This window comes from Pseudomonas sp. CAN1 (assembly GCF_030462585.1).
Classification (GTDB): domain Bacteria; phylum Pseudomonadota; class Gammaproteobacteria; order Pseudomonadales; family Pseudomonadaceae; genus Pseudomonas.
Window position 1 is genome coordinate 1 of record NZ_JASMRU010000037.1, and the last position, 12,289, is coordinate 12,289.

11 protein-coding genes are annotated in these 12,289 nt (G+C 67.0%); 2 read left to right on the forward strand and 9 right to left on the reverse strand.

Annotated elements, in window-relative coordinates:
• Both QO207_RS27540 and QO207_RS27545 read left to right on the forward strand, forming a co-directional pair.
• The coding region (locus tag QO207_RS27540) for a transcriptional regulator (RefSeq protein ID WP_301535429.1) at positions 1-2,241 on the forward strand (2,241 nt) is incomplete at its 5' end.
• Positions 2,242-2,326: 85 nt separating this feature from the next.
• A complete protein-coding gene (locus tag QO207_RS27545; RefSeq protein ID WP_301535430.1) occupies positions 2,327-2,725 on the forward strand; it encodes an MAPEG family protein in 399 nt (132 codons plus the stop codon).
• An 18-nt stretch (positions 2,726-2,743) separates the two neighbouring features.
• On the opposite strand, the gene QO207_RS27550 is transcribed toward QO207_RS27545, so the two are convergent.
• The 9 genes from QO207_RS27550 to QO207_RS27590 form a co-directional block, all read right to left on the reverse strand.
• On the reverse strand, positions 2,744-3,196 hold the full coding sequence (locus tag QO207_RS27550) for a universal stress protein (protein ID WP_301535431.1): 453 nt from the start codon (positions 3,194-3,196) through the stop codon (positions 2,744-2,746).
• A gap of 93 nt (positions 3,197-3,289) precedes the next feature.
• A complete protein-coding gene (locus QO207_RS27555) occupies positions 3,290-4,327 on the reverse strand; it encodes an AraC family transcriptional regulator (protein WP_301535432.1) in 1,038 nt (345 codons plus the stop codon).
• 226 nt (positions 4,328-4,553) lie between these two features.
• A complete protein-coding gene (locus tag QO207_RS27560) occupies positions 4,554-5,762 on the reverse strand; it encodes a DSD1 family PLP-dependent enzyme (RefSeq protein ID WP_301535464.1) in 1,209 nt (402 codons plus the stop codon).
• A gap of 85 nt (positions 5,763-5,847) precedes the next feature.
• A complete protein-coding gene (locus tag QO207_RS27565) occupies positions 5,848-7,242 on the reverse strand; it encodes a D-arabinono-1,4-lactone oxidase (protein ID WP_301535433.1) in 1,395 nt (464 codons plus the stop codon).
• Positions 7,243-7,258: 16 nt separating this feature from the next.
• Positions 7,259-7,633, reverse strand: coding sequence for a cytochrome c5 family protein (locus QO207_RS27570; protein WP_301535434.1), 375 nt, complete (start codon positions 7,631-7,633; stop codon positions 7,259-7,261).
• 155 nt (positions 7,634-7,788) lie between these two features.
• Positions 7,789-9,039 (reverse strand): OprD family porin, encoded by a 1,251-nt coding sequence (locus QO207_RS27575; protein WP_301535435.1) that lies wholly within the window; start codon positions 9,037-9,039, stop codon positions 7,789-7,791.
• A 78-nt stretch (positions 9,040-9,117) separates the two neighbouring features.
• Complete coding sequence (locus tag QO207_RS27580; RefSeq protein WP_301535436.1) at positions 9,118-10,047, reverse strand: electron transfer flavoprotein subunit alpha/FixB family protein; 930 nt, start codon at positions 10,045-10,047, stop codon at positions 9,118-9,120.
• On the reverse strand, positions 10,047-10,796 hold the full coding sequence (locus tag QO207_RS27585; RefSeq protein WP_301535437.1) for an electron transfer flavoprotein subunit beta/FixA family protein: 750 nt from the start codon (positions 10,794-10,796) through the stop codon (positions 10,047-10,049). Before QO207_RS27585 ends, QO207_RS27580 begins: the two co-directional genes overlap by 1 nt.
• A gap of 233 nt (positions 10,797-11,029) precedes the next feature.
• Entirely contained in the window at positions 11,030-12,268 is a 1,239-nt protein-coding gene (locus tag QO207_RS27590; RefSeq protein ID WP_301535438.1) for a CaiB/BaiF CoA-transferase family protein, read from the reverse strand.
• Positions 12,269-12,289: the final 21 nt, after the last annotated feature.

The following is a 12,289-nucleotide window of genomic DNA, read 5'->3' on the forward strand; positions in this document are numbered from 1 at the left end:
CGCATGCTCGACCTGACCCAGCTGCAGGACGCCCGCCCGCTGCACAGCACCCTCGCCTCCGCCCTGGGCATTCCGGGCCTGGCCGGCGAGTCGCTGGAGCRCATCTGTGCCCAGGCGGCCGACCGGCAGATGCTGCTGCTGATCGACAACTGCGAGCACCTCATCGACGCCGTCGCGCGCCTGGTGGAGTGCCTGCTGCGCCAGGCGCCGCACCTTCATATCCTCGCCACCAGCCGCGAAGGCCTGCGCGCCAATGGCGAGCACATCCACCTGTTGCGTCCGCTGGCCTGCCCGCCCGCCCAGCTCGCCAGCATCGAGGATGCCCTGGGCTACCCGGCCGTTGCGCTGCTGGTCGAGCGCGCCAGGGAGAGCCGCGAAGACTTCGAGCTGCGCCCCGAGGACCTGCCGCGCATCGGTGAAATCTGCCGGCGCCTGGACGGCATTCCCCTGGCCCTGGAACTGGCGGCCGGGCACCTCGACGATGACGCCATCGAAACGCTGTTGCAGGGCGGCTACCTGGACCTGCCGCTGCAGTCCGATGACGCACTGAACCGCCACGTACACCTGCGCGCCATGCTCGACTGGAGCTACGCACTGCTGCGCCCAGCCGAGCAGAACTGCCTGCGCCGCCTGAGCGTGTTTCGCGGCAGCTTCTCGCTGGACTCCATCGCCGCCGTGATCAGCCAGCCGGCCGATATCGCTACGGCCTTCCTGCTGGTGAATCAGTTGAGCGCCGCATCGCTGCTGATCACCGAAATCCGCCACGACGAAGCACGCTATCGCCTGCTGGAACCGACGCGCCTCTACGCCCTGGAAAAGCTCGATGCCGAGGGCGAGTCAGCGGCGGCGCGCGAACGCCACCTGGCGCTGTGCCAGAGCGTCATGCAGCGCGCCCAGGATGAATGGGAGAAAGCCACCGCACAGGGCTGGCTGAAGCGTTATTCGCCCTGGCTCGCCGAGGTGCGTGCGGCGCTGGACTGGGGCCTGGGAGCGGAGGTCCGGCACAGCCTGGCGATCAGCCTGACGGCCAGCTCCTCGCCGCTGTGGCAGGAGCTGTCGCTGCTGCACGAATATGGCCCCTTCGTCAGTGCCGCGCTGGGCCTGCTCAGCGCGGAATCCACCTCGTCGCTGCCGCTGGCGATGCGCCTGGAGCTGGCCCTGGGCAACACCACCTACCATGACGTGCGCAACCGCCAGGCTGACGAAGCCTTCCAGAACGCGCGCTTCCTGGCCCAACAGATCGGCGACCGCGATGGCGAGCTGACCGCTCTCTCCGGCGGCCTCGCCGTGACCCTCTGGGCCGGCCAGTACCAGCAGGCCGCCGAACGTAGCCAGGACTTCGCACGCCTCAGCGAAGGCCAGGGCGAACTGCTCGCCACCAGCGCCCTGCGCCTGCAGGTGCTGGCGTTGCACTACTCGGGGGATCAGGTTCAGGCGCAAGCGGTGGGTGCGCGGGTGCTGCAGCGGCTGGAACACGAAAGCCGAGCCAACCGTTTCGCGCCGTGCCTGGGCGTGCAGTACGACCAGCAGGTTGCCTCCCTCGCCACCCAGGCCCGCACTCTCTGGTTACGCGGCCTGCCGGAGCAGGCCGAAAGCATGGCCGCCCAGGCCATCGAACTGGCCAGCCAGATGCGCCACAGCGCTTCCATCGCGTATAGCCTGGCGGCCGCCGGCTGCGTGATCGCGTTCTACAACGGTGAACTGGAGAAGGCCCGCAGCCGCGTCCAGCTGATGATCGAGGTGGCCGAGCAGCACCGCGTGCCGCTGTTCACCGACTGGGCGCGGCACTATGCCTGGGCCATGGGTTTCGAGGATTCGACCGCTGGCGCCGCGCCGGCGGTCGGGCTGGTCCGTGACATCGTCCAGACCCTCGGCGGCCGACCGCTGCCCGGCGACCAGGCGCAGCTGATGCGCGCCCGCACCGGCGCGGCCGGCTGGTGCGCGGCGGAAATCCTGCGCAATGAAGCCGAGGCCTTGCTGGCCCGCGGTGACCGCGAATCGCTGCTCGGCGCTGGAACCCTGCTGACCCGCGCCCTGGCGCTGTCCCGTGAGCAAGGCGCATTGGCCTGGGAACTGCGCGCGGCCACCAGCCTGGCGCAGCTGCTACGGATGCAGGGGCAGCCAGAACAGGCCAGCCAGATACTGCAGCCGGTCTGCCAGCGCTTCAGCGAAGGCTTCGCCTCGCCGGACCTGCGCAAGGCCCGGCAGTGCCTGCAGGACTGCGCGAGCGGCGCCGGCTGAAGCCAACGCGAATGCTGCTGCGACGGCTCCCGCTCATGGGCCATACTGCGATCCGCCCCTCCTAGCCCGTGAAGGATCACCGCCCATGCACCCACTGCTGTTGCCGATGGCCGCACACGTTGCGCTGGCCGCCCTGCTCTACGTCCTGCTGACTGTCGCCCGCGCGCCCAAGGTCTGGGGCATCGGCCAGCGCGCGGATGGCAGCAACCCCTGGGCGACCCTGGAGCCACGCATCAGCGCCAACCTGTCCAACCAGTTCGAGTGGCCGCTGTTCTTCCACATCGCCTGCCTGCTGCTGATCCAGCAGCACGCCGCGCCCACCGCCGCCCTCTGGCTGGCCTGGATATTCGTCGCCGGGCGCCTCGCCCACAGCGCCGTGCAGATCTTCACCGGCAACGTGCGTCTGCGCGGGCTGGTGTTCACCATCAACTTCCTCGCCACCCTCGGCCTGTGGCTGGTGGCGCTGGCCGCGCTGCGCGTCTGAGCGCGGCAGACGGCCGTTCTACTGATTGCGGACCAACAACACCGGGCGCTTGCTCGACTGCAGCACGCCCTCGGCGACGCTGCCGAGCATCAGCCGATGCACACCGCGACGGCTATGGGTGCCCATGACGATGGCGTCGGCCTTGACCGCGTCGGCTTCGCGCTCGATGCGGTCGGCGACTTCCTCGCCGGTGGTCTCCATCGTGATTCGCTGGTAAGTGGCCGGCACGGCGTATTCGGCGATGACTTCCCGCGCCTTGCCGAGGATGTCGTCGGCGGCTTTCAGCGCAGCGGCGTGCAGCGCCTCGGCGTCGTAGTACTTCGCGTAGTAAGGCAGGTGCCCCAGGGGGCGGTCGACGATGGTGATGACGTGCAGCTCGCCGCCGCTCATGCGGACCAGTCGGGCGCCTTCGGCCAGGGCGCGGAAGGAAACGGGGCTGCCGTCCACGGCGGCCAGGACATGCTCGTACATGCTGTGCTCCTCGATGATGGGTCCTCATGACCTTAACCGCCGAGGCGCGCCCCACCCTTGTGCCGTGTCAATGAAAGCCCGCAGGAGTTGGGCTCAGTGCGCCGACGCCGCCTCGTCGCGGCAGGCCGACGGGCTCTGCCCGGTCCAGCGTTTGAAGGCCCGGCGGAAGCCGCGCACGTCGCTGTAGCCGAGGGCTTCGGCGATGCGCTCGATGGGCATGTCCGGGTTGCCCAGCAGGCTGATGGCACGGGCGCGGCGTACCTGGTCCTGCAGCGCATCGAAGGTCACGCCGTGCTCGCCCAGCCGCCGCCGCAGGGTGCGGCTGCTGATGTTGAGCTCGCCGGCCACCTTGTCGATCGGGCTGCCCTGGGCCAGGTCGCGGGCGATGGCGCGCTCCACCGTTTCCAGCAGGTCGGTCTTCTGCCCCTGGGCGGACTCCGCCTCCAGCAGGCTGAGCGCCTGGCGCAGGGCAACCGGATGGTGGCTGGGCAGTTGCACGTCGAGCCAGTGGCTGGCGATGGCCACACGGTTGTGCAGGCAGCCGAACTGCAGGTTCGGCCCGAGAAGACGCTGGTACTCGGCCTCGTAGCTGGGCGCGGCATGGGTGAACTCGAAGCGCAGCGGCTGGAACTGCGGGCCGATCAGGGTGCGGTTGTAGACCAGCAGGCTGGCGAAGAACTCCTCCACGGCGAACACCTGGATATCGGCATACGGCAGCCGGCACTCGACTTCGATGAAGCTCTCTTGCGGCCCCTCGATCAGGTTGCACAACGCAATGCCGCCGGTGGTGTGCTGGAAACGCCGGCCCAGCTCGAAGGCATCGCGCAGGGTCCTGCACAGCGACAGCACATGGCCGAGCAGCCCCAGGGTGCCGAGCACGTTGCGGTGCCCGACCAGCAGGCCCAGGCCGCGCTCGGGCAACGCCGCGAGGGCGCGCTGGATCATCGCCACGGTCTGCCGGTAGCTGATGCGCTGCGCCGGGTCCTGCAGCTCCTCGGCGGTAAAGCCCAGCCCAAGGCACAGCCGTTCGTCGCTGACGCCCAGGTCGCTGGCGACCTCGGCAAGGGTCTGCAGCAGGAAGGGCGAAACCAGCGCCAGGTCGAATTGCGCATCGATGCTTGTGTGGGGCATGCAGGCTGCTCTCGAACGGGGCGCCGGCAGTTGTTGTTATGTGGCCGGCGCGCGATGGCCGCATCATAACGCGTTCGCCGGCAGATCAAGGGCAGGCGTAACAGAATATTACAGTACCCCCTCGCAACGCCTGGCCGCGCGGCCCGAGAGTGGCGCCCCTTCCGCCAGAGAACTGCGGACAGAAAAAAGCCCAGATCGCTGGCCTGGGCTTGATTCGACGCGGTGCTCAGTCGTACACCGGCCACTGATCCACAATGCGCCCCCCGCGCACCGCCAGCAGGTCGCCGAATTGCAGGAGGATCGACTCGGACTGGGTCGGCCGCAGGAATACCTGGTCGTCCACCTTCAGGCCGACGGCGCTGGAGCCGTTGACCATTTCCTGGTTGGAGCTGCGCCCGAACAGCTCGTTGAACTGCAGGCCCTTCGGCGATTCAGGCTCGGCCAGCCAGTTGCCGCCGTAGATGAAGAAGGTCTCGCGCTGGTTCGGGTCCCACCAGGAGAACAGCTTCGACTTGTCGTCCAGCGCCGGAATGCGCACCGCGCCGGTGCTCTTGATAACCGGGGTGGCGATGAAGGCGGCGGGCTGGTGCTCCACCAGCGAGGGCAGGTCGTAGTGGGTCGGCTTGACCAGCGCCGAGCCCACCGACACTTCGCTGCTGGTGCGTTCGTTCTCATGCATGCGGAAGCTCGGGCTGCCGGCGGTGTTCAGCGTCAGGTCCGGTTTCCACAGCGTGGGGTGCTGGCTGCGGGCGTAGTCGACGAAGCTGTTGTAGAGGGTCATGACCTTGGCGAACAGCTCCTCCGGCGAGCCGAGGATGCCGGGCACGCCCATGCCGACGAAGGGGTCGTAGCCCATGAAGCCGGCGAACTCCAGGTGCTGTGGGTTGGCGCCGATGATGGTGAGCATCTTGCCGAGGGTTTCGTGATCGGCCACGCCGCCGCGGTGCAGGCCCACGTCCAACTCGATGTTGATGCGCATGCGGGTGTTCAGCCCCTGGGCCAGCGTCAGGTACTGCTGCAGGCGCTCGGGGGTATCGAGCAGCCATTGCAACTGCCGGGTCGGGTCGAAGGGGCCGCGCAGGCTCTGGTAGAACTGCTGCGCCGAGCCCACCGGCAGCGGCTTGCCCAGCAGCAGGTCGGAATCGGCGAAGCGTTCGGCGTCGTGGTTGAGGAACGGCTGGTGGAACGACATGAACCGCCGGGTGCCGGCGCGTTTGGCGATGTAGTCGAGCAGCTGCGGCGACGGCAGCGACTTCTCCACCACGCGCAGGTGCTTGCCGGTGCGGCGCACCGACTGCATGACGCTGTCGACGTTGTGATCCAGGCGGTCGAGGTCGATCAGCATCACCGGGCGCATCGGCCCGTGCTCGCGCAGTTCGCGGTTGAGCTTGGCGAAGTAGTCGTCGTACGGGGCGCCGTGGTCGGACGGCCGCAGCCAGGCGCCGGCACCGGCGAGCAGGACGCCTGCCCCGGCCGCGCCGACGATGAAATTGCGTCGTTTCATGGGTTGTTCTTCCTTGTCAGGCCACGCCGAGAATCGACGACAGGTGGGCGTTGAGGAACTTGCCCTGCGGGTCCAGGGCCTGGCGTACCTCGGTGAATTCCTTCCAGCGCGGATACAGCGGTTGCAGGGTGCGCGCATTGAGCGTGTGCAGCTTGCCCCAGTGCGGCCGGCCGGCGTATTTCCAGAAGATCGGCTCGACCGCGGCGAAGAAGTTGTGGTGGTCCATGCTGTAGTGCTGGTGCACGGAGATCGAGCAGCTGTCGCGGCCCTCGAACATGCTCAGCGGGATATCGTCGGCCTTCACGTAGCGGTACTCGATGGGGAACCAGGTGCGCAGGTCCTTGTCGTTGATCAGCTTGAGGATCTCGCGCAGACAGGCCGGGCCGTGCTCCGCCGGGACGGAGTACTCCATCTCGTTGAAGCGCACGTTGCGCACGTTGGCGTAGATGTCGTACGAGTCGCCGACGCGGTCATCGAAGCTGGCGACATGACGCAGGCTGTTGAGCAGGAAGCGCCGCGCCGCGGGGAAGTCGCTGCCGTACTTGTCGAGGCCCTCGATGATGCTGACGAACTGGTTGCCGCCCTCCTCGGCCGGGTCCAGCGGTGGCGTGGCCGGGTCGGTGGTTTCGTTGAGGGCGATGGACAGCGCGTAGTCGGAATGGGTCATGACCTGCATTTCCCAGTGCTGGTTCTCGCGGGTGTTCTTCTCCACGTCCTCCAGCAGTTCCTCGGTGCTGGCGACCCACTGCCGCTCGTGCAGACGGTAGGCCTGGCGGTTCTGCAGGCGCACGCGGGTGGCGACGCCGAAGGCGCCGAGAGAAACCCGCGCGGCATTGAAGACTTCCGGGTGGCGCTGGGCGTCGCAGTCGAGCACCTCGCCGCCGGCGGTCACCAGTTGCAGGCCGGTGACGCGGGAGGAATAGGAGCCGAAGCCAACGCCGGTGCCGTGGGTCGAGGTGGAGATCGCCCCGGCCAGGGTCTGGTAGTCGATGTCGGCCATGTTCGGCAGTGCCTGGCCGACCTCCTTCAGCGCCGCGCCCATCAGCGACATCGGCGTGCCGGCGGCGAACTCCGCCTGCAGCGTCGCCGCATCATGGCTGAGCAGCCCGCTGAAGTAGGCCAGCGAGACCAGCGTGCCGTCGGTGGGCACCAGGGCGCTGAAGGAGTGTGCCGAGCCTACCGGGCGGACCTTGCCCTCGGCCTGGCGGATCACCTGGACCAGTTCGTCGAGGCTCTGCGGCGCCAGGCGCGCCAGCGGCAGGCAGCTCTGCCCGCCAGACCAGTTGCGCCAGGGGATCAGCCGTTTCGGCCGTGCCAGTTCTGCCGCCAGCGGGCTGCCGGCCATGGCCGCGAGCGCGCCGGCAACGGCAGCGTGCTGCAGCAGTTGGCGGCGAGTGAGATGAATAGCCATCGAGGAGCCCCCGTACTTATTGGACCTGTTGGCCAGACATGAAGGAAATCAGCGCGAGGAACTCTTCCTCCGAGCACTGCATGCACATGCCCATCGGCGGCATGCCCTTGTAGCCGTTGATGCTGTGGTCCAGCAGGCTGTCGCTGCCCTGCGCGACGCGGGGTTGCCAGGCCTTGGCGTCACCGCTCTGGGGCGCGCCGGAGGCCGGGTTGGCGTGGCAGGTCTTGCAGCTGCTGTCGTAGATCTTCGCCAGGGCCGGGTCGGCGGGCTTCAGGGCGGCGGCGTTGCGGGAGGCAGGTGGTGCGGCGTCGTCACCGCAGCCGGCGAGCAGCGCGGCAAGGGCCACGGCGAGCAAGGCGGTCGGCAAGAAAGATGTGGCGGGTCTTGGCATGGTGCTCCCCTCTTCTCCCGCGCCGGCAGGCGGTGCGGATTCTTGTTGTCTGGGTAGAGGAGAACGTTAAGGCAGACAGCGATTGCCGCTGAGGACATTCGCGGACAACAAGGGGGCCTGGCGGGACAGCGTGGTGTCCCGCCAGGCCCTGGGGCTTACCAGATCGGCAAGGTGTAGCTGACGATGAAGCGGGTTTCGTCCATGTCGTTGCCGAAGCTGCTGCGGAAGGTGCTGTTGCGCAGCTTGAAGCCGACGTTCTTCAGCGGGCCGCTCTGCACCAGGTAGCCGACGTCGGTGTCGCGCTCCCACTCCTTGCCATTGCCCTGCCCGTTCAGCAGGTCGATGTTGTCGCCACGCAGGTAACGGGTCATCAGGCTCAGGCCGGGCAGCCCGTAGGTGGCGAAGTTGAAGTCGTAGCGCAGCTGCCAGGAGCGTTCGTCCTTGTTGGCGAAGTCGCCGATCTGCACGTAGTTGACCAGGTACGGGTCGGTGCCGGACAGGTAGGCGAAGCCGGTGTCGCCAGACATGCGCTGCAGGCCGAGGGCGAATGCCTGGTTGCCGAGCTTGTAGGTGAACATGGCGTTGAGCGCGCGGTTGTCGACGTTGCTGCCGCCGTCATCGGTGGAGCGCGCCCAGCGGATGTCGGATTTCAGCGACTGGCCCTCGGCGATCGGCAGCGTGTGCACCAGGCTCACGTAGTGCTGGCGATAGAGGTCTTCGAGGTTGGCGTAGTGATAGCTGGTGCTGAGCTGGTTGCTCCAGCGGTAGGTGCCGCCGGCGATATTGAAGCGGTCGCTGGTGAGGTGGCTGCCGGCAACGATATTGCGCTTGTTGCCGCGGGTCATCGACAGGTCTTCGTCGTTGGACGAATCACGCTGCTTCACTTCACGCAGCTGGCCGAGCTGCAGGTCGAGGTCGTCGAGCTCCTTGGACTCCACCAGCGCGCCCTGGAAGGTCTGCGGCAGCAGGCGAGTGTCGTTGTACTGCACCACCGGCMGCTTGGGCAGCAGCGTGCCGACCTTCAGCGTGCTTTTGGAGACGCGCAGCTTGGCGGTCAGGCCGAGGTCGCTGTAGTCATCGGCGGCGCGCTTGTCGCTGGCGGAGTACGGCAGCAGGCCGGAGCCGGAACGATCCGGGCTGGAGTCGAGCTTCAGGCCCAGCAGGCCGAGGGCATCGACGCCAACGCCGACGGTGCCGTCGGTGTAGCCCGATTCGTAGCGCAGCAGGAAGCCCTGCGCCCATTCCTCGGATTTCGACTGGGCGGCGCCGCTCTGGCGGTAGTCGCGGTTGAAGTAGAAATTGCGCGTTTCGATGCTGGCCTTGCTGTCGGCGAGGAAATCGGCGTGGACGAACGGGGGCAGCAGCGCCAGTCCGGAGACCAGCACAGGGAGTCGACGAGTATTCATTGTTGTTGTTTCTTTCTACTGAGGTGTTGGCAAAACGCCGGGCCGATGACGCTGGCCCGGCCAGGGGAATGAGCCGGATCAGAGAGTCCGTTCCAGCTCCGGTACGGCTTCGAACAGGTCGGCGACCAGGCCGTAGTCGGCAACCTGGAAGATCGGCGCCTCTTCGTCCTTGTTGATCGCAACGATCACTTTCGAATCCTTCATGCCCGCCAGGTGCTGGATGGCACCGGAAATACCGACGGCCACGTACAGCTGCGGAGCGACGATCTTGCCGGTCTGGCCGACCTGCATGTCGTTCGGCACGAAGCCGGCGTCGACGGCAGCGCGGGAAGCGCCGACAGCAGCGCCCAGCTTGTCGGCCAGGGAGTAGAGAATGCTGAAGTTGTCGCCGTTGCCCATGCCACGGCCGCCGGAAACGACGATCCTGGCAGCGGTCAGTTCCGGACGGTCGGACTTGGCCAGCTCTTCGCCAACGAAGGCGGATTTGCCAGCATCGGCCGGGCCGGAAACGGCTTCGACAGCAGCCGAACCACCTTCGGCAGCCACGGCGTCGAAGCCGGTGCCACGCACGGTGATGACCTTGATGGCAGCCGAGGATTGCACGGTAGCGATGGCGTTACCGGCATAGATCGGGCGCTTGAAGGTGTCGGCGCTGACCACTTCGGTGATCTCGGAGATCTGGTCGACGTCCAGCAGGGCGGCAACGCGCGGCAGGAAGTTCTTGCCGTTGGTGGTGGCCGGGGCCAGCATGTGGCTGAAGTCGCCAGCGATGGACGCGATCAGCGGAGCCACATTCTCCGGCAGCTGGTGCGCATACGCCGCGTTGTCGGCGACCAGCACCTTGGCGACACCGGCGATCTTGGCAGCGGCTTCGGCCACGCCAGCGACGTTCTGGCCAGCGACCAGCACGCTGATATCGCCGCCAATCTTCTGCGCGGCGGCAACGGTATTCAGCGTTGCGGCGCCCAGCGCGCCATTGGAATGTTCTGCAACAACCAGGACAGCCATCAGATCACCTTCGCTTCGTTCTTCAGTTTCTCGACCAGTTCGGCCACCGACTTCACCTTGATGCCGGCACTGCGCGCGGCGGGTGCTTCCACCTTGAGGGTCTTCACGGTGGAGGCCATGGAAATGCCCAGTACATCGGGTGGGAGGAATTCCAGCGGCTTCTTCTTCGCCTTCATGATGTTGGGCAGCGACGCGTAGCGCGGCTCGTTCAGACGCAGGTCGGTGGTGACGATGGCCGGCAGGTTCAGGGCAACGGTCTGCAGGCCGCCGTCGATTTCACGGGTAACGTTGACCTTGTCGCCAGCGACTTCGACCCTGGAGGCGAAGGTGCCCTGGGCGTAGCCGGTCAGCGCAGCCAGCATCTGGCCGGTCTGGTTGTTGTCGCTGTCGATGGCCTGCTTGCCGAGGATGACCAGCTGCGGCTGCTCCTTGTCGACAACGGCTTTCAGGGCCTTGGCCACGGCGAGCGAGTTCAGCTCGTCATTGCTCTCGACCAGCACCGCGCGATCGGCGCCGAGGGCCAGGGCGGTACGCAGTTGCTCCTGGGCAGCGGTCGGGCCGACGGAGACCGCGATGATCTCGGTGGCGACGCCTTTCTCTTTCAGGCGCACGGCTTCTTCCACGGCGATTTCGCAGAAGGGGTTCATGGACATCTTGACGTTGGCCAGATCGACGCCGGAGTTGTCCGCCTTGACGCGGACCTTGACGTTGTAATCRACCACGCGTTTTACCGCGACCAGTACTTTCATTCGGTTGTTTCCTTGGCTAACGCCGGTTTGCATCGGCGCTGCGGTTGCGATGGGTTCGCGAGCAAGCTCGCTCCTACGAAGAGCAATGGGGGAACACCTGTAGGAGCGAGCTTGCTCGCGAACGAACTCAACGACCGTAGGGCGAATGACCGCTTGCGGTTATCCGCCGTCATACGGGGCGGCGGATAACGCTGGCGCGTTATGCGCCCTACTCTCTTGCGACCATTGAAGCGTCAGGGTTTGCCCAGCTGCTCGATCACACCTTCGGCCTTGAGCACAGCCAGGCGCGCGTCGTCGAGGCCCAGGCGACGCTTGAGCACCTCATCGGTGTGCTCGCCGAGCATCGGTGCCGGGCGCTGGTATTCCACCGGGGTCTCGGACAGTTTCAGCGGGCTGCCGACCATGCGGAACGCCGGGTTCTGCGCATGGGGAATCTCCACCAGCATGTCGCGGGCGACCACCTGCGGCTCGTCCAGCGCGCGGCCGATGTCGTTGATCACGCCGACCGGCACCTTCATCGCGTGGATGCGCCGCACCCAGTTGTCGGCGGTGTCGCCCTGGAAGTGTTCGGCCAGCTTGCCGACGATCACGTCGCGGTTGCGCACGCGGTCGGCGTTACGGGTGAAGCGCGGGTCCTTCGGCAACTCGGGCAGGCCGATGGCATCGCACAGCGAGACGAACTGGCTGTCGTTGCCGCAGGCGATGATGAAGTCCATGTCCTGCGCGCTGAACACCTGGTACGGCACGATGTTGACGTGGGCGTTGCCCTGGCGCCCCGGCGAGCGGCCGGTGGCGAGGAAGTTCTGGCTCTGGTTGCCGAGCATGGCGACCTGCACGTCGAGCAGCGCCATGTCGCAGTGCTGGCCGCGGCCGGTCTTCTCCCGCGCCAGCAGCGCAGCCTGGATGGCGACCACCGAGTAGAGGCCGGTCATCACGTCGGACACGGCGACACCGACCTTCTGCGGGCTGGCGCCGGGCACACCGTCCTTCTCGCCGGTGATGCTCATCAGCCCGCCCATGCCCTGGATGATGAAGTCGTAGCCGGGCTCCTCGGCACGAGGGCCGGTCTGGCCGAAGCCGGTGATGGAGCAGTAGACCAGGCGCGGGTTGACCTTCGACAGGCTGTCGTAATCCAGCCCGTACTTGGCCAACGAGCCGGCCTTGTAGTTCTCGATCAGCACGTCGCATTCACAGGCCAGCGCGCGCACCAGCGCCTGGCCTTCCGGCGTCGCCAGGTTCAGCGCCACCGACAGCTTGTTGCGGTTGGTCGACTGGTAGTACGCCGCCTCGGAGCTGTCCGAGCCGTCGGCAGCCTTCATGTAGGGCGGGCCCCAGCCGCGGGTGTCGTCACCCACGCCGGGACGTTCGATCTTGATCACTTCCGCACCCAGGTCGGCCAGCACCTGGCCGCACCAGGGGCCGGCCAGCACGCGGCTGAGGTCGAGTACGCGGTATCCGCTCAAAGCACCCATCTTCAACTCCTCGCAGGCGCG